The sequence below is a fragment of the uncultured Ruegeria sp. genome, assembly GCF_947489545.1.
Lineage (GTDB): Bacteria > Pseudomonadota > Alphaproteobacteria > Rhodobacterales > Rhodobacteraceae > Ruegeria.
This window is the reverse complement of record NZ_CANLDZ010000003.1, coordinates 289,733-307,225: the sequence shown is the minus strand read 5'-3', so window position 1 is coordinate 307,225 and position 17,493 is coordinate 289,733. Positions and strand designations below refer to the sequence as shown.

The following is a 17,493-nucleotide window of genomic DNA, read 5'->3' as shown; positions in this document are numbered from 1 at the left end:
CACTATGTTCGTCGCACTTGGCATTACGCTTTTTTACATCATTTTCGTCTGGTTCATTTTCTTCAAGGCGCAATGGCTGAAATTCAACATCACCTGGGGGATTGTTTCGTTCTGGGTCGGCGCGCATTTGCTGCTGATCTTTCTGGTCGCGCTGCGGTTTTTCCAGCCCTTCTCCGTCGACAGTCATGTGGTGCGCTCAACAATCCAGATCGTGCCAAAATTGACCCAGCCGACAATTCTGACCGAAGTGCTGGTGGAACCAAACACACAAGTCACCAAGGGCGATCCACTGTATCGCTTTGACGACACGATCTTCTCGCTTGCGGTCGACAACGCCAATGCCCAGCTGGTTGCGGCGGAACAAAATGCCAAGATTCTTGAACAGGACGTGATTGCCTCGACAGAATCGGTCGAACGGGCAAATGCGCAGCTTGCTTACGCCCTGACGCAAAAAGCGCGTTACGAAAACCTGGTCCCTGCGGGCGGTGCGCGGCAGGACGAACTGGATCGCTGGAATGAGCAGGTCACCGAGGATCAGGCATCGGTCAAACAAGCCGAAGCAAATCTTCAGAAAGCACAGCTGGCTTTGGAATCGCAAATCGACGGAGTCAACACAGGTATCCTTCAGGCACAAGCCCAGTTGGCCGAGGCCGAGTACTTCCTGGAAAATACGACCATCTATGCCCCCGAGAACGGCATGATCGTTTCGCAACAGGCACGCCCCGGATTGGTTGTCGGAGACGTCCGGTTGGGTGCCATTGCCAGCTTTGTGACCGAGGACAGCCCCTATATTCTGGCGACGTTTCGACAGCAGAACCTAAAATTTGTTGAACCGGGGCAAGAGGTTGAGGTAGCTTTGGACCTATACCCGGGCGAAATTCTGCCCGGCAAGGTCGAAGCGATCTGGTGGGCCACCCGCCAGGGGCAGTATCTGCCATCAGGCCGCCTGCCCGGTTTTGAGCTGCCGAAGCTGCCTGGCCGGATCGCGGTACAGATCACCGTAGATGTCCCCGAAGAACGCACATTCCCTGCAGGCGGCCACGCGGCGGTCGCGATTTACACCGGCCAGGGTAAAACCTTTGAGTTTCTGCGACGCATCAACATCCGCCTCTACTCATTCGCCAACTTCATCCGACCGCTGGATATTTAAGGACACGCATCATGACACGGGCCAAATCCTTTCGCAGATTGATGGGGACTGCCCTTTGCGCCGCCGCGCTTGTTGCGTGCACCCCTGTCGGCCCCGATTTCGTCCAGCCGAATTCGCCCGTCGTCAAACAGTGGATCGAGGTGAACAGCCCCAGTGTCGGCCAAAGCGGGCTGACTTCGCGCAGTGCACCGGTGGTCAAATGGTGGGAGACGTTCAACGATCCGACCCTGAACAAGCTGATCGCCGAAGCTTATGCGCAAAACCTGACTTTGCAGATGGCTGGTGCCCGTGTGCTGCAGGCGCGCGCGCAACTGGGCATCGCATTCGGAGAGCTCTACCCTCAGTCACAAGCGATCGGCGGATCGCTGGAACGGCGACAGATCAGCGATAACCTTGCCCCTGTCGCAGACATCAACCGGATCATCCCATTGGATACCGAGTTTTCCACGTCGCAGGTTGGATTTGATGCGCAGTGGGAACTGGATGTCTGGGGCGCACAGCGGCGCGGTGTTCAAGCTGCCCGGTCGAACCTGGCCTTGCAGGTAGCCAATTATGACGACGCGCTGGTCACACTGACCGGCGATGTAGCAGCCCTGTACGTCAATATAAGGGCCTTGCAGGAGTCGCTGTTCGTTGCCCGCGACAACATCAAGCTGCAACAGGAATCCGCAGACCTGACCCAGCTTCGTTTTGACAATGGTGTCACGACCGAGCTGGACGTGCAGGAATCCAAGGCGCTGTTGAACAATACCAAAGCTCTGGTGCCCGAGTTGGAAAGCGATTTGCAGCAAACCAAGAACGCATTGGCAGTTCTGCTGGGTGCCACCCCATCACGTATGACCAGTTTGCTGGGCAACTCGGGACGGATTCCATCGGCCCGGTCCAATGTCTCGGTGGGTGTTCCAGCCGAGTTGCTGCGCCGGCGTCCAGATGTGCGCGCCGCCGAGTTGGCCGCTGCCACGCAATCGGCACAGGTCGGGATCGCCATGGCGGACCTGTATCCGCAGTTTGTGCTGTCTGGATCTATCGGCTTGCAGGCCTCGGGCGGACGCGACCTGTTCAGCTCAAACAGCACCACCGGGCTGGCAAGCGCGGGCGTTGTTTGGAACGTGTTGAACTACGGGCGGATCAAGAACAATGTGCGCGCGCAAGACGCCGCCTATCAAGCGCTGATCGCCAATTACCAGAACACCGTTCTAACAGCCTATTCCGAGGTTGAAAGCGCCATGGTTGCCTATGCCCAAGCGCTCAAACAGGTCGGATTCTATCAACAGAGCGTGGACGCGTCGCGTAAGGCCGCTGACATTGCCGTCAGTCAGTACAGGGATGGGATCGCCAGCTATTCGCGCATCCTGAACACACAAACTGCTCTTTTGCGGTCGCAGGCCAATCTGATCCAGGCGCGCCAACAGGTCTCGAGCAATCTGGTCGCAGTTTACAAAGGCTTGGGTGGCGGCTGGCAGATCCGTCAAAATCAGGAATTCCTGCCCGAGACGGTGTTGGCTGAAATGGCATATCGGACCGACTGGGGAGACCTGCTCGAACAGGCCCCAACACGCGCCAGCCTGAACTAACAGCTATTTCGTCAGTCCACGCAACCCACCCGAGATCAGAATGTTTACCTCATACAGAATCCGCGGTGCCGCAAGACCGCCGGGGCTGGCTAAGTAATTTGGGCTCCATTCCGGGTCGAATTTTTGCTTGAACGATCGCAGCCCTTCGAAGTGATAGAACTGCTCACCATGTTCATAGACGAACCCACCGATCTTGTTCCAAATCGACGCAAGCTGACGGTTTTCGATCCCCGAGAAAGGCGCCGCGCCCAATGAGAACCAGTGAAATCCCTGCTCGGCCCCCCATGCCATCATTTCTGCAAAAAGCGCATCCATGACAAAGCTGGGGCTGTCAGGCTCATACCGCATGAGATCCAGCGAAAGCTCGGATTTATTGCCGCCCTGAAACAGATTGGCAAAGGCCATGATCTTGCCTGTTTCGCCATCTCTCAGAACTGCATGGTCGAAGTAAGACAGGTAATCGTCGTCGAACCCGCCTAGGGCGAACCCCTTCTCGGCCCCGGCCTTCTTTTCCAACCAGAGATCTGAAATCTGACGCAGTTCCGGCAGCACAGGCGCAAGTTCTTCCTTGGGTATAATCTCGAACACATACCCTTCTCGCTCGGCCCGGTTCTTGGCTTGCCTAAACCGCTTGCGGGGCTTTCCATCCAACGAGAAATCTTCCAATGGCACGCGCGCGACCTCTCCGATTTTCAGGATCGAAAGGCCAAGATCCAAAAACGTGGGCAGGTACTTGGTCGAAACGCTGTAGAATGCACAGAGCTTCCCTTCACGGTCTGCCATCTCACGCAATTGCCAGATCAGTTGCTGTCCAGCCGTTTCATCTCCAACAGGTTCACCTTTTGAGATAATGGCGTTTCCAGTATCGGCATATGCGATAAAGGCAGACTCGTCCGGCGATATCAGAAACTGCTTGTCACCCGTCAGAGAAATTTGGGACTCGGTGTCCTCACTTTCCATAACAAGCTTTTCAACCGCCTCGGGGATGCCGACGCGCGCTGGCGCGGGGATTTCACGACCAAAGAGTGAGGTCACCGCGACGACGCCAAGGATGACAGCCACCACAAGGCTGGACCGTAGAAAGCGTGATGCATCGCCGTTCCACGCAAACTCCCACCACAAGGCGTTTTGATACTGAACATGAGAATAGGCAAACAGGCCGACCCAGAAGATGACCGCCAACAAGGCGATAACGCTGACCAGCCACGGGACGTTCAGCCTAAAGATCGACGCACCGCTGACGCGGTAAAATGCACCTCGGAACGTGGCAAGTAGCGCAATCGTACCCAACATGCTGATCGCTTCGTGAGTGTCCAAACCTTTGGCCAAGGAGGCCACGAAGCCCGCCACCATCAGCAGCATGGCGACAACCCATGCGCGATAGAGTTTGCGGAACAAGCCGCGCGACACCAGGATGAGCAAAACGCCCACGACGCTGCCGGCCAGATGCGACGCCTCGACAAAGGACAGGGGCAGAAACTCGCGCAAGACGCCCAGGTTCTGGCTATCGGATGGTAATGCACCCGAGACCAGCAGGATCACACCGGCGATAGCCGCCACGCCTGCTGCAACCATTGGCACGATCGGTCGGATGACGCGATAGACCCATGTCGCCGCCCCGCCGATCCGGCGGCGTTGAGTCAGGGCCGAAGCCACACCGATGGACACGCTGGCAATTCCAAAGGGTAGGAAGGTGTAAACTACGCGGTACAGCAGTAGCGCAGCGATCACGTCCGACCGGCCTGACGCACCGAGACCGGCAATCAGTGTCGCCTCGAATACACCTATACCGCCGGGTGCATGGCTTAGGATTCCGACAGCAATTGCCGCCACGTAGATTGTAAAGAAATACGGAAATCCGACGCCCAGATCATCTGGCATCAGAACGTACAGCGCCATGGATGCACCAAACAGGTCACCAAGCGCGGCCAGTGTCAGTAGGCTGGCTAGTTTGCCTCCGGGTAGATCAAACCCGACCCCGGCAAAAGCCAACCGGCGCCCACCGCTGGATAACCAGATGAACAAAACCACCAAGCCGGCCAGCATGGAAAGCCCGATGATAGTCTCGGTCGTTTCGCTGATTGGCATCACCTTGGAAATCCCGTCAGGGTGCAACGTCAGCAGGACACCCAAAATCAGAACCAATCCCATCCAGAAGGCGACCCAGGACGTGGCAATCACCCCGGCCACACGCCCCAGATCCAGCCCTAGCGACGCGTAGATCCGATACCGTATCGCAGTTCCAGTGATGTACGAAAACCCGAGGCAGTTGGAGACTGCGTACCCACTTGCACCCGCCATACCGGCCACAGGTAATGGCACCTTGCCACCTGCAACGCTTTGAACCGCAAAGACGTCATAAAAAGACAGAGAAACAAAGCTGAATGCGGTCCAGCAAAGGGCGAAGAACATCAACTTCCATGACGTTGCCGCAATGTCGGTTTGCACATCTGACCATTTCACGTGCGCAGACAGATCATGCAAAATCGTCAACGCCATGAATGTGACAAAAACCGGTATCGCGATCCGTACCCAAGGCTTTTCAATCAGCGCCGCGAGCTTTTCCGCCCAGTTCTTAGCGTTGGAGTCTGCGCCTTGATCTTGTGTCGTCATGCTTAAAACACCCGCCCGAACCTTTGTCGCCCGTAACACTCGCGCCTGCCGATCTGCAGACGAGGCTTACGTCGCCCTCATTGAAATTCTGTCACGATTTCCTTCAAACTCAAAGCACTACAAGAACCCTGAGCGACCAAGTTTAAAACCGGCCCTTGCGTGTTGAAAGCAACAGGTTCGTTTCGGATCGATTGATGCCTTCCATCCGTCGGATTTGAAATAGCACTTCGTCAAGCTCTGCCAGCGTTTCCGTGCCGATCTCGGCGATCAGATCCCAGCTTCCATTTGTCGAATGCACCGCACGGACCTGACGCATAGCTGCAATTCTGGCCATGGTTCTTTCCGTGCCTCGACCTTCGATTTCCAACATCATCAGACCACGCACCGGACTTTGCGCCACATCACGGCGGGTCAGAACGGTAAAGCCAACAATCTCACCCGATTGCTTCAATCGTTGCAGCCTGCTGCGCACCGTCGTCCGGGTCACACCAAGGATTTCAGCAAGCTCGGACAAAGATGCCCGGGCATCTCTGTGTAGGGCGCTCAGCAAGCGAGTGTCCAAATCGTCCATATTTCGTTCCCATTTCGGATTTCTTGTTCTCATTTTGAACAATTTGCTTTCTTCACGCAAGACGCATCGACAGGCTAAATGAGCACATGGATATGAAAGACATAATACTGATCGGCGCACCCATGGACGCCGGGAAACGCCGGCAAGGTTGCCGTATGGGCCCGGACGCTTACCGCGTCGCCGGTCTGCAAAACGCACTAACGGACCTTGGTCATACCGTAGCCGACCGAGGGAACGTTCACCCCGAAGACGTCGATGTGCCCGAACACTCACACTTGTACTCGCTACCCGAATGCATCGGCTGGACACGGGCCTTGAGCAAGGCGGCACAGGACGCAGCACCCAACGGCGTTCCGATTTTTATGGGCGGTGATCACGCCTTGTCGATGGGCACTGTTGCCGGGATGGCCGCCCACGCCAAGCAGATCAGACGCCCGTTATTCGTGCTCTGGCTTGATGCGCACAGCGATTTTCATACACCCAACAGCACAGGCAGTGGCAACCTGCACGGCACGCCTGTCGCCTATTTCACCGGCCAATCCGGTTTTGATGCTTTCCCGCCCCTGCCCGATGTCGTCCCGACAGACCGGGTTGGCATGATCGGGTTACGTTCGGTCGATCCGGCAGAACGCGCCGAGCTTGAGCAAGAGCGCGCCATGCTGGCCGACATGCGCAGCATCGACGAGAACGGCATCAAGGCCCCGCTCATGGCGTTTTTGGACCGTGTAAAGGCTGAGAATGGTATCCTGCATGTCTCACTGGACGTCGACTTTCTTGACCCTGCCGTCGCCCCTGCTGTCGGCACCACCGTTCCCGGCGGTGCAACCGAGCGTGAGGCGCATCTGGCCATGGAATTGCTACATGAAAGCGGATTGGTCTGCTCGTTGGATCTGGTCGAACTGAATCCGTTCCTGGATGAGCGTGGACGGACCGCCAAACTGATGGTCGACCTGGCCGCCTCGTTGATGGGCCGCCGTATCTTTGACCGCCCGACGCGGAGCTTTTAATGTTATCCCTGCAAGCCCCTTCTGCGGTCGTTATGATCCGCCCTCATGCCTTTGCCTCTAACCCAGAGACACGGGATGACAATGCCTTTCAAACTTTGGCCAACCGGTCAGCGGCGGCAACATCCGCCGCCGCGCGCAACGAGCATGACAAGGCTGTCGCGCAATTACAGACCGCCGGGGTCACTGTTCACGTCTTTGATGACCATGGCGATCTGGACACCCCAGACAGTGTTTTTCCGAACAATTGGTTTTCCACCCATCCGGGTGGTCACGTGGCGATCTATCCGATGTTTGTGCCGTCCCGTCGGCGCGAACGCCGCGCGGATGTGATCGAATTGCTGAAGCAGGAATACCGGGTTCAGGACGTTATCGACTACTCTGGTCTTGAACAGGACAACCTCGCGCTCGAGGGGACCGGAGCGATGGTTCTCGACCATGTCGGCCGCATTGCCTACACCGTCAAGTCCAACCGCGCCGATCCTGTTCTGTTGGAAAGGTTTTGCACCCACTTCAACTATGAACCGATTGCATTCGAAGCCCGCGACGCAGCCGGTCGGGACGTGTATCATACCAACGTATTGATGGGGATCGGCACGCATTACGCGTTGATCTGCTTGGACATGATCCCGGACGCCGAACGGCGCGCCACAGTCCGGGCACGACTGGAAGAATCCGGTCGGGCGGTCATTGATCTGTCTCATGGCCAGATTGCTGAATTCGCCGGCAACGCAATCGAACTCTTGGGAGACGACGGCCTGGTTCTGGCCTTATCCAGCAGGGCGCTCGCCTCTCTGACGCCCGACCAAATCGAGAAAATCGAGGCCAGCGCAAAGCCGCTGCCGCTGTCGGTTCCCACAATTGAAACAGCCGGTGGATCGGTGCGCTGCATGATTGCTGGCGTTCACCTGTCCCGCCGATAGGAGCGCGATATGAAACCTTCTGACAAGGCCCTTGTGCCCTTTGTTTCCGTCGACAACATGATGCGGCTTGTTCACCACATCGGTGTCGAACAGATGATCACGCAGATTGCTGCGCAGATCGAATCCGATTTCAAGCGATGGGAGAGTTTTGACAAAACCCCCCGCATTCCAGCACATTCCCCCCATGGCGTGATCGAATTGATGCCAACCTCGGATGGCGAGGCCTATGGTTTCAAATACGTCAACGGCCACCCCAAAAACACCTCCGAAGGGCTGCAAACCGTCACAGCGTTTGGGTTGTTGGCAGATGTTTACACGGGTTACCCCACCCTTTTGACCGAAATGACAATGCTGACGGCGCTTCGCACGGCCGCAACATCCGCTCTGGTTGGCAAATACCTGGCACCCAAGAATGCATCCACTATGGCAATGATCGGCAATGGCGCTCAGTCTGAGTTTCAATGCTTGGCCTTCAAGGCCATGTGCGGGATCGACACCGTTCGACTATATGACGTTGATCAGAAGGCCACAGCCAAATGTGCAGCGAACCTTCAGAACAAAGGTTTGACCGTGGTGGCGTGCAAAACGCCCGAGGACGCGATCGAAGGTGCACAGATCATAACCACCTGCACGGCAGACAAAAAATATGCAACGATCCTGACCGATAACATGGTTGGCCCCGGCGTTCACATCAACGCCATCGGCGGCGACTGCCCGGGCAAAACCGAATTGCATCGGGACATTCTTCTGCGGTCAGAGATTTTCGTCGAATACCCCGAACAAACCCGCATCGAGGGGGAAATTCAGGCGCTGGACGCAGATCATCCGGTAACCGAGATGTGGCAGGTGATGACCGGGCAAGCGAAGGGTCGCAACGATGACCGCCAGATCACGCTGTTCGATAGTGTCGGGTTCGCGATCGAGGACTTTTCGGCGCTTCGTTACATTAAGAATGCCATTGAGAGTACTGATTACTTTGAACCTTTGGACATGCTCGCAGATCCAGATGACCCTCGCGATCTGTTCGGAATGTTGATGCGGGCACAATAAAGAACCCGCAACATCACCCTACTCACCCCGGTTTTCGCCGGGGTGTTTTTTTATCCGGCCAATGATGGCAAGTAGAGCACGATGCCAGGAAACGCCACCAACAAGGCAATCGTCACTGCATCAGCGATGAAAAAGGGCGTCACGCCTTTAAATACATCCTGAACACTAAGATCCGGACGCACCCCAGCCACCACAAAACAGTTCAGACCAATGGGCGGCGTGATCAGACAGAACTCGGCCATCTTCACGACCAGAATGCCGAACCAGATGGCACACATGGGGCCAGACATGCCAAATGCGCTTTCGGCAGCGCTGACAGCCTCTCCTCCGTTCAAAGCCATTACGGCAGGATAAACCACCGGCAGTGTCAGAAGAAGCATACCGATCGCGTCCATAAACATGCCCAGAACGGCATAGGCCAACAGGATACAGATCAGGATCAGCATGGGCGACATTTCCAACGACGTGATCCAGTCTGAAAATGCACCAGGCAAGTCCGCAAACCCCAGGAAACGCACGTAAATCAGGACACCCCAGATGATCGAGAAGATCATGGCCGTCAGTTTAGCGGTTTCCAGCAGGGCTGATTTGAATTCGGGCCACCGCATCCCATGGAACAGGGCGAAACAGAACACAATGAAGGCGCCGATTGCACCGCCTTCTGTCGGAGTGCCCCAGGCTTTGTCTCCAAACGGGTTGTAGACAAAGCATATGATGATCAGGATGACCGCCACGATGGGCAGCGCACCAGGAAGCGCGGTGAAACGTTCCTTCCATGTAAATCCTGTCACAGGGGGGCCGACATTCTTGAAAACAACGGCGATGCCAACAATCAGCAATCCGTAAACAAGTGCGGAAAACGCGCCCGGTATGAACCCAGCCAGCAGTAGCTTGCCGACATCCTGTTCAACGATAATGGCGTAGATCACCAGAATCGCGGATGGCGGGATCAGCGACGCCAACGTGCCCCCTGCCGCCACAACCCCTGCAGCAAAACGTTTGTTATACCCGACGCTCAACATCTCGGGGATCGCGATGCGGGCGAAGACGGCTGATGTTGCTACTGACGCTCCGGACACAGCTGCAAACCCAGCCGTTGCGAAAATCGTGGAAACGGCCAACCCGCCAGGAACCCAGGCGATCCAACGTTTGGCTGCCTCAAACAACGCTCGGGTCAGACCGGCGTAGTAGGCAAGATACCCGATCAGGATAAACGTCGGGATCAGGCTGAGCGTATGTGAGGCAACCTTGGAGTGCGGCACCTGTCCGGCTGTTTTCACGGCAACGGTCAGAGCCTTGCCAAAACGATCAGGGTCATAGCCGAACTTTGCCCAGAAAATCCAGACGAGCCCGATCAGCCCGGTCAGAGCGGCTGCGAAGGCCACGCGCATGCCTGTAAGCACCAGAACAAGCAGCCCGCCTGTCACCCACAGGCCAATTTCAATCGTGTCCATGTCCTAGTCCTGCCCTTCGAACTGCTCGGCCTCGGCAGCCGCTAAGGCTGCGGCATCCTGAATCAAAGGGACGGCGACTGGTGTTTTCAGCCCAAGCACAAAAGCCCGCCCATAGCCCCAGACCTGCAGGGCCAGCCGTAGACACAAAACCGAGAAGGCAACCGGTGCCAACAATTTGGCAGGCCAAAGAGGGATACCGATGTCAATGGAGCTATCCCTGCTCCACAGCGGGGCACCAAAATCAAAGGACCGGTCGAAATGGGACCAACTGCCCCAGACCAGCGCAAGCATCAGGACAAGGATCAGGATCACCGAAATCAGCTCGAACAACCACAACGCCCTGCCACGCAGGCGCGAGATGACGATATCCATCCGAATATGCCCACCGTCGCGCTGAACGTATGAGATGCCCAGGAAAGCGATCAACGGCATGGCTTGTTCGATCCAGTCAACATAGCCGGGCAAAGGCGCGTTTAAGGCGTTGCGCCCACCGACGGACACAACGGCCAACACCATCAATCCAAAAACCGCCATCCCGCTGATCAGCGCCAGAAATTTTTCTGCGCGCAGCAAATGCTGATCCAACTGGCTGAGGCGACTGCCGTCTTCCAGCACCGTGGCTTGTCCTGCCATTCCGGTGATCCCCTATTCTTGAAAAATTCCGGGCGCCCTATAGAGACGCCCGGTTGCTGAGATCAGTTGCCGCCGCGCTGCTGCTTCAACGTCAACTGCACCAGATCGTATAGGTCCTGCCCAGGCAGACCTTGTGCAGTCATGTCTGCAATCCACTGTTCACGGATCGGATCAGCAGCTGTGGTGCGGAATTCATCGATCACGGCATCGTCGATCATGACCTTCTGAACACCCTTCTCTTCCAGAACACTGTCCCATTGTTCAAGCAGGCCGCCATAGTTCGCCAGATAGTGATCAATGGCCTCATCGATGGAGCTGTTCAGCGCTTCGCGATGTTCAGCAGGCAGCGCTTCGTAAGCGTCGATGTTCACCACAACCGGGCAATTGACCGTTCCGGGGTTCAGGTTGGCGGTCCACCAATCGGCTTCGTTGATTGTGCCAAAGGACAGATGCGCGTGTTGGGCAAAGGCCACAGTATCGACGACACCGGATTCCATTGCGTTATAGGCTTCGGTCGCCGGAACGGATGTCGGCACGCCACCAACGGCCTCGAAAGCCTTGCCAAGACCACCTGTGGCCCGGACGCGCATTCCGTCGAAATCAGCCAACTCATCACGTGGCTCGCCCGTTCCGACGATATTATACTGAGGCATGGGCGATGTCATGATGATGCGCGCATTCCATTGCGCCATCTCGTCCTTAACGGCAGGATGATCATAGACGGCGTGGCTAACTGCGACTTCTTCGTTCAGGTTGTTGACGCCAAGGAACGGCAATTCCAGAACAGTAATCGCACGGTTTTTGTCCCGGTGGTAACCCGCACAGAACTGAGCCATCTCGAAGGCACCGATTTCGATGCCATCCAAGTTTTCCTTGGGTTTGGACAATCCGCCGTAGCTGACGTTGATCGTAAAATCTCCGCCGGTTTTTTCGCTGACCAACTCGGCCAGTTTCTCGACATGTTCGGTAAAGGCGCGGCGTTTGCCCCAAACGGACGCGTTCCATTCGGTGGCTGCGGCTTCGGATACGAAGGCAACGCCAAGGGCGGCGACAGCTGCACCGCTCAACATCTTTTTCATCGTAAGTTCTCCCATTGGTGCGCCCCTTCCCGAGGCGCTTGCAAAAGAAGCTAGCGCCAACATTCGGATGTGCCAACCCTGGATAAAGGCGGGAAGATCAAGGACCGGTTCGGTCAGGTGTTCTTTTCCAGACTGGTCAGGTCTGACGAGAAACCGCTTCCAGGTGCTGCCTGCACATTGACACGCAAAGACTCGTTACATTCAAACATTTGTATTATTTGTGAATTTTCCACACCTGAAAAATTTATTAACAACGACTGTCAACGACTAGAAATTTATTTACAAACAAATCCAAGGATTCCTGCTATTTATTTATTTCTTTTCTGAACCCCGTATTATTCCGATCGGGGAGGAACGGGATCGACATTGCCCGATCGATTGGCAACAAAGATCCTAATTTAGTCCAGTCCAGAGGGAGGAGCCTCAAAAATGACAACCGCTGCCCAGGCAGATGCCAAGACATATCCGCCATCCGCAGAAACTGCTGCCCGCGCACATGTTGACGCTGACAAGTATGCCGACATGTATGCCGCTTCGATCAAAGATCCTGATGCTTTCTGGGGTGAGCAAGGCAAGCGCATTGACTGGATCAAACCGTTTTCCCAGGTCAAAGACGTCAGTTACGATTTTGGCGCAGTCAAAATCAACTGGTATGCAGATGGCACGTTGAACGTGTCGGCCAATTGTCTGGACCGCCACTTGAAAACGCGTGGCGACCAAACCGCCATTATTTGGGAACCGGACGATCCAAACGAGGCCGCACAGCATATCTCCTATGCCGAGCTGCATCGCCGTACCTGCCGGATGGCCAATATTCTGGAATCTCTGGGCGTACGTAAGGGCGATCGCGTTGTCATCTACATGCCGATGATTCCCGAAGCTGCCTATGCCATGCTGGCTTGCGCGCGGATTGGCGCAATTCATTCGATCGTGTTTGCTGGCTTCTCACCCGATGCTTTGTCGGCACGGATCAACGGCTGCGACGCAAAAGTCGTCATTACCGCTGACGAGGCCCCGCGCGGAGGTCGCAAGACTCCGCTGAAGTCCAACGCTGATGCAGCCCTGCTGCACTGTAAAGACACAGTGAAATGCCTGGTGGTCAAACGTACTGGCGGCCAGACCACTTGGATCGACGGTCGCGATTTCGACTATAACGAAATGGCGCTGGAGGCCGATGACTACTGCGCCCCTGCTGAAATGAGCGCCGAAGATCCGTTGTTCATTTTGTATACGTCCGGTTCAACCGGTCAGCCAAAAGGCGTCGTACACACAACTGGCGGCTATCTGGTCTACGCCGCGATGACCCATGAAATTACATTCGATTACCATGAAGGTGATGTGTATTGGTGTACCGCTGATGTAGGCTGGGTCACCGGGCACAGCTATATCGTATACGGTCCGCTGGCCAATGGGGCGACCACGCTGATGTTCGAGGGCGTTCCAACCTATCCGGATGCGTCCCGCTTTTGGCAGGTCTGCGAAAAGCACAAGGTCAATCAGTTCTACACCGCCCCCACCGCTCTGCGCGCCCTGATGGGGCAAGGCAACGAATGGGTCGAGAAATGCGACCTAAGCGATCTGCGGACCCTTGGCACCGTCGGCGAGCCGATCAACCCCGAGGCCTGGAACTGGTACAATGAGGTTGTCGGCGGTGGACGCTGCCCCATCGTAGATACTTGGTGGCAGACTGAGACCGGCGGTCACCTGATGACCCCTCTGCCAGGCGCACACGCGATGAAGCCTGGCTCGGCCATGAAGCCCTTCTTCGGCATTGAACCGGTAGTTCTGGATCCGCAATCGGGCGTCGAAATCAATGGCAATGGTGTCGAAGGCGTTTTGTGCATCAAGGACAGCTGGCCCGGTCAGATGCGGACCGTCTGGGGCGATCATGAGCGGTTCGAGAAGACCTATTTCTCGGATTACAAAGGTTACTACTTTACCGGTGACGGTTGTCGCCGCGACGAAGACGGCGACTATTGGATAACCGGCCGTGTCGACGACGTGATCAACGTCTCTGGTCACCGCATGGGCACCGCCGAGGTCGAAAGCGCGCTGGTAGCGCATGCCGCCGTGGCAGAGGCCGCAGTGGTTGGCTATCCCCACGACATCAAAGGGCAAGGCATATACTGCTACGTCACGCTGATGAACGATCGTGAACCCAGTGATGAGCTTATGAAAGAGCTGCGCACCTGGGTCCGGACCGAGATTGGCCCGATTGCATCCCCGGATGTGATTCAGTGGGCCCCCGGCCTGCCAAAGACACGGTCAGGCAAGATCATGCGCCGTATCCTTCGCAAAATTGCCGAGAACGACTTTGGATCACTAGGTGACACTTCGACCCTTGCGGATCCGTCGGTGGTTGAAGACTTGATCGAAAACCGGGCGAGCAAGTGAGGGTGTGATGGATACAGCCACGACCACCTCACCCGCCGTTCTTATCCTTCTCGGCCCTCCGGGCGCCGGGAAGGGAACGCAAGCCCGCATGCTGGAAGACAAATTCAGCCTGATTCAGCTGAGCACGGGCGACCTGTTGCGGGCGGCTGTTGCTGCCGGAACCGAAGCTGGCAAAGCTGCGAAGGCCGTGATGGAGGCTGGCGATCTGGTCAGCGACGAAATCGTCATCGCAATCCTGCGCGACCGTATGGCCGAGCCGGATTGTGCCAAGGGCGTTATTCTGGATGGCTTTCCGCGTACAACGGTTCAGGCCGAAGCGCTGGATGGGTTGCTGTCTGAAAACGATCAAAAGATCAGCGCGGCTATCAGTCTTGAAGTTGAAGACGCAGAAATGGTGATCCGCATTTCAGGCCGCTACACCTGCGCAGGTTGCGGCGAAGGATTCCATGATCAGTTCAAGCAGCCAGCTGTTAAAGGCAAATGTGACAAATGCGGTCACACCGAATTCAATCGACGTGCCGATGACAACGCCGAAACTGTGGCTTCGCGGCTTGAGGCATATCACGCCCAAACCGCACCGCTGATCAATTACTACGAAACACACGGCGTCCTGCAACGCACGGATGCCATGGGGAAAATCGATGATATCGCCAGTGATCTGGAAGGGATCGTCAGCGACGCAATGAGCTAAGGGGGAGGAGACAAGCCCAAGGGCTTTGATCCTGAAACAGAATACTTCGATGGACCCGCCTTGGCGGACCAGAGAGGTTTTGCCTGACACCAGCTGGTGCTTGGCACAATCGAGATGCGGCCCGCGGCGCTAGAGATGTTGGGCACGGGTCGCCCAACGAGGAAGCGAAGGAGGAACCGCAATGGCGGATCAATCATCTAACTCCGCGCAGACTGCCGAGTCCGATAAGGGCTATTGGCAGGCCAACCTGCGCCTCATCTACATCAGCCTCGCGATTTGGGCGCTGGTGTCGTTTGGATTCGGCATCCTGCTGCGTCCGATGCTGTCGGGGATCGCCGTTGGCGGTACCGATCTGGGCTTTTGGTTCGCGCAGCAGGGATCGATCCTGGTCTTTCTGGTGCTGATCTTCAACTACGCCTGGCGCATGAATAAGCTGGACGCCGAATACGGCGTTGAGGAGTAAACCCCATGGATCAGTTTACCATCAACCTGCTGTTTGTCGGCGCGTCCTTTGCGCTCTACATCGGCATCGCGATTTGGGCCCGTGCGGGTTCCACATCTGAATTCTACGCCGCGGGTCGCGGCATTCACCCAGTCACCAACGGTATGGCGACGGCGGCTGACTGGATGTCAGCGGCTTCGTTCATCTCGATGGCGGGCCTGATTGCCTTTACCGGCTATGACAACTCGACCTTCCTGATGGGGTGGACCGGTGGCTACGTGCTACTGGCACTGCTGCTGGCGCCGTACTTGCGCAAGTTCGGCAAATACACCGTGTCGGAGTTCATCGGCGACCGCTTCTACAGCCAGACAGCCCGTATCGTTGCGGTGATCTGTCTGATCGTTGCGTCGGTGACTTACGTGATCGGTCAGATGACCGGTGTGGGCGTGGCCTTTGGCCGCTTCCTTGAAGTGTCAAACACCACCGGTCTGCTGATCGGCGCGGGCGTTGTGTTTGCCTACGCGGTGTTTGGTGGGATGAAAGGCGTGACCTACACGCAGGTCGCTCAATACTGCGTGCTGATCACCGCCTACACCATCCCGGCGATCTTCATCTCGCTGCAGCTGACCGGCACACCTGTTCCGGCGCTGGGTCTGTTTGGCGACACTGCAAGTGGTGAGCCACTGTTGACCAAGTTGGATGCGATCGTGACCGAGCTGGGTTTTAACGAGTATACAGCCCACCACTCGAACACGTTGAACATGGTATTGTTCACGCTGTCGCTGATGATCGGTACGGCCGGCCTGCCGCACGTCATCATGCGCTTCTTCACAGTACCGAAAGTATCTGACGCGCGCTGGTCCGCCGGTTGGGCGCTGGTGTTCATCGCACTGCTGTACCTGACCGCCCCTGCGGTTGGCGCCATGGCACGCCTGAACATCAGTGACATGATGTGGCCCAATGGTGGCATCGAAGGTGGCGCAGTTTCGGTCGAAGAAATCGACAACGATCCACGCTATGATTGGATGGCAACTTGGCAGAAAACCGGTCTGCTGGACTGGGAAGACAAGAACGGCGACGGCAAGATCCAGTACTACAATGACAAGTCCGAAGCCATGACTGCCATCGCGGAAGAAAAGGGCTGGGTCGGCAACGAACTTACCAATTTCAACCGTGACATCCTGGTTCTGGCCAACCCAGAGATCGCCAACCTACCCGGTTGGGTGATCGGTCTGGTCGCTGCCGGTGGTCTTGCAGCTGCTCTGTCAACCGCTGCGGGCCTGCTCCTGGCGATCTCGTCAGCTGTGTCCCACGACCTTGTCAAAGGGGCCATCAACCCGCAAATCTCGGAAAAAGGAGAGCTGCTGGCGGCGCGGATCGCAATGGCCGTTGCCATCGTCGTGGCTACCTATCTTGGTCTGAATCCACCGGGCTTTGCGGCGCAAACCGTGGCCTTGGCGTTTGGTCTGGCAGCAGCCTCGATCTTCCCGGCGTTGATGATGGGGATCTTCTCGACCCGCATCAACAACACCGGCGCGGTTGCTGGCATGTTGGCAGGTCTGACCGTCACTCTGGTCTACATCTTCCTGCACAAAGGCTGGCTGTTCATTCCGGGCACCAACTCATTCACCGATGCTGATCCGCTGCTGGGTCCGATCAAGTCGACGTCGTTCGGAGCCATCGGTGCAATGATCAACTTTGGGACTGCCTACGTTGTGGCAGGCATGACCAAAGAGACCCCGCAGGAGATCAAAGATCTGGTCGAAAGCGTTCGCATTCCCCGTGGTGCGGGTGCAGCTCAGGATCATTGAGCCTGATGCGGTCGTTGGATAACCTCTAAAGGCCGCGTCTTTCGACTTACTGTTCCCGCCCGGCATACCACCGGGCGGGATTTTTCTAAAAGAAACCCGGAGGC

The 17,493-nt window shown here is 56.6% G+C and carries 14 protein-coding genes; 9 read left to right on the top strand and 5 right to left on the bottom strand.

The features are described from left to right. Positions 1-4: 4 nt before the first annotated feature. A complete protein-coding gene (locus Q1B13_RS06430; RefSeq protein ID WP_298932376.1) occupies positions 5-1,150 on the top strand; it encodes an HlyD family secretion protein in 1,146 nt (381 codons plus the stop codon). Positions 1,151-1,161: 11 nt separating this feature from the next. Continuing rightward, positions 1,162-2,724: an efflux transporter outer membrane subunit gene (locus tag Q1B13_RS06425; RefSeq protein ID WP_299078542.1), complete on the top strand. Its 1,563-nt coding sequence runs from the start codon at positions 1,162-1,164 to the stop codon at positions 2,722-2,724. A 3-nt stretch (positions 2,725-2,727) separates the two neighbouring features. Here Q1B13_RS06425 and mprF read toward each other — a convergent pair whose 3' ends face one another. After that, entirely contained in the window at positions 2,728-5,337 is a 2,610-nt protein-coding gene (gene mprF / locus Q1B13_RS06420; protein WP_299078539.1) for a bifunctional lysylphosphatidylglycerol flippase/synthetase MprF, read from the bottom strand. Between the two features lie 142 nt (positions 5,338-5,479). Beyond that, the gene (locus tag Q1B13_RS06415; protein ID WP_298932381.1) at positions 5,480-5,908 is read right to left on the bottom strand and encodes an Lrp/AsnC family transcriptional regulator; all 429 of its coding nucleotides are present in this window, start codon (positions 5,906-5,908) and stop codon (positions 5,480-5,482) included. Positions 5,909-5,994: 86 nt separating this feature from the next. Here Q1B13_RS06415 and rocF point away from each other — a divergent pair, with 86 nt between their 5' ends. Genes rocF through Q1B13_RS06400 form a run of 3 tightly spaced genes read left to right on the top strand, consistent with a single transcriptional unit; the run spans position 5,995 to position 8,885 of the window. Next, on the top strand, positions 5,995-6,915 hold the full coding sequence (gene rocF, locus Q1B13_RS06410) for an arginase (RefSeq protein WP_298932383.1): 921 nt from the start codon (positions 5,995-5,997) through the stop codon (positions 6,913-6,915). Then, on the top strand, positions 6,915-7,835 hold the full coding sequence (gene ctlX, locus Q1B13_RS06405) for a citrulline utilization hydrolase CtlX (RefSeq protein ID WP_299078535.1): 921 nt from the start codon (positions 6,915-6,917) through the stop codon (positions 7,833-7,835). Before rocF ends, ctlX begins: the two co-directional genes overlap by 1 nt. 9 nt (positions 7,836-7,844) lie before the next feature. Further along, entirely contained in the window at positions 7,845-8,885 is a 1,041-nt protein-coding gene (locus Q1B13_RS06400; protein WP_299078532.1) for an ornithine cyclodeaminase, read from the top strand. A 50-nt stretch (positions 8,886-8,935) separates the two neighbouring features. Here Q1B13_RS06400 and Q1B13_RS06395 read toward each other — a convergent pair whose 3' ends face one another. The 3 genes from Q1B13_RS06395 to Q1B13_RS06385 all read right to left on the bottom strand — a co-directional run bounded on the left by Q1B13_RS06395 (position 8,936) and on the right by Q1B13_RS06385 (position 12,051). Further along, positions 8,936-10,339 (bottom strand): TRAP transporter large permease, encoded by a 1,404-nt coding sequence (locus Q1B13_RS06395; RefSeq protein WP_299078529.1) that lies wholly within the window; start codon positions 10,337-10,339, stop codon positions 8,936-8,938. 3 nt (positions 10,340-10,342) lie between these two features. After that, positions 10,343-10,972, bottom strand: coding sequence for a TRAP transporter small permease subunit (locus Q1B13_RS06390; protein ID WP_299078526.1), 630 nt, complete (start codon positions 10,970-10,972; stop codon positions 10,343-10,345). Between the two features lie 62 nt (positions 10,973-11,034). Beyond that, complete coding sequence (locus Q1B13_RS06385; RefSeq protein ID WP_299078523.1) at positions 11,035-12,051, bottom strand: C4-dicarboxylate TRAP transporter substrate-binding protein; 1,017 nt, start codon at positions 12,049-12,051, stop codon at positions 11,035-11,037. Between the two features lie 429 nt (positions 12,052-12,480). Between Q1B13_RS06385 and acs the strand changes: the two genes are divergently transcribed. From acs to Q1B13_RS06365, 4 genes are all read left to right on the top strand, one after another. Continuing rightward, positions 12,481-14,445: an acetate--CoA ligase gene (gene acs / locus Q1B13_RS06380; protein WP_299078520.1), complete on the top strand. Its 1,965-nt coding sequence runs from the start codon at positions 12,481-12,483 to the stop codon at positions 14,443-14,445. 7 nt (positions 14,446-14,452) lie between these two features. Further along, positions 14,453-15,136: an adenylate kinase gene (locus Q1B13_RS06375; protein ID WP_298932397.1), complete on the top strand. Its 684-nt coding sequence runs from the start codon at positions 14,453-14,455 to the stop codon at positions 15,134-15,136. 181 nt (positions 15,137-15,317) lie between these two features. After that, positions 15,318-15,599 (top strand): DUF4212 domain-containing protein, encoded by a 282-nt coding sequence (locus tag Q1B13_RS06370; RefSeq protein ID WP_299078517.1) that lies wholly within the window; start codon positions 15,318-15,320, stop codon positions 15,597-15,599. A gap of 5 nt (positions 15,600-15,604) precedes the next feature. Continuing rightward, positions 15,605-17,389, top strand: coding sequence for a sodium:solute symporter family protein (locus Q1B13_RS06365; RefSeq protein ID WP_298932401.1), 1,785 nt, complete (start codon positions 15,605-15,607; stop codon positions 17,387-17,389). Positions 17,390-17,493: the final 104 nt, after the last annotated feature.

Excerpts from the sequence above, each read along its gene's own strand:
- Q1B13_RS06430 (WP_298932376.1), top strand. The coding sequence starts at position 5 with ATGTTCGTCGCACTTGGCATTACGCTTTTTTACATCATTTTCGTCTGG.
- Q1B13_RS06425 (WP_299078542.1), top strand. The coding sequence starts at position 1,162 with ATGACACGGGCCAAATCCTTTCGCAGATTGATGGGGACTGCCCTTTGC.
- mprF (WP_299078539.1), bottom strand. The coding sequence starts at position 5,337 with ATGACGACACAAGATCAAGGCGCAGACTCCAACGCTAAGAACTGGGCG.
- Q1B13_RS06415 (WP_298932381.1), bottom strand. The coding sequence starts at position 5,908 with ATGGACGATTTGGACACTCGCTTGCTGAGCGCCCTACACAGAGATGCC.
- rocF (WP_298932383.1), top strand. The coding sequence starts at position 5,995 with ATGGATATGAAAGACATAATACTGATCGGCGCACCCATGGACGCCGGG.
- ctlX (WP_299078535.1), top strand. The coding sequence starts at position 6,915 with ATGTTATCCCTGCAAGCCCCTTCTGCGGTCGTTATGATCCGCCCTCAT.
- Q1B13_RS06400 (WP_299078532.1), top strand. The coding sequence starts at position 7,845 with ATGAAACCTTCTGACAAGGCCCTTGTGCCCTTTGTTTCCGTCGACAAC.
- Q1B13_RS06395 (WP_299078529.1), bottom strand. The coding sequence starts at position 10,339 with ATGGACACGATTGAAATTGGCCTGTGGGTGACAGGCGGGCTGCTTGTT.
- Q1B13_RS06390 (WP_299078526.1), bottom strand. The coding sequence starts at position 10,972 with ATGGCAGGACAAGCCACGGTGCTGGAAGACGGCAGTCGCCTCAGCCAG.
- Q1B13_RS06385 (WP_299078523.1), bottom strand. The coding sequence starts at position 12,051 with ATGAAAAAGATGTTGAGCGGTGCAGCTGTCGCCGCCCTTGGCGTTGCC.
- acs (WP_299078520.1), top strand. The coding sequence starts at position 12,481 with ATGACAACCGCTGCCCAGGCAGATGCCAAGACATATCCGCCATCCGCA.
- Q1B13_RS06375 (WP_298932397.1), top strand. The coding sequence starts at position 14,453 with ATGGATACAGCCACGACCACCTCACCCGCCGTTCTTATCCTTCTCGGC.
- Q1B13_RS06370 (WP_299078517.1), top strand. The coding sequence starts at position 15,318 with ATGGCGGATCAATCATCTAACTCCGCGCAGACTGCCGAGTCCGATAAG.
- Q1B13_RS06365 (WP_298932401.1), top strand. The coding sequence starts at position 15,605 with ATGGATCAGTTTACCATCAACCTGCTGTTTGTCGGCGCGTCCTTTGCG.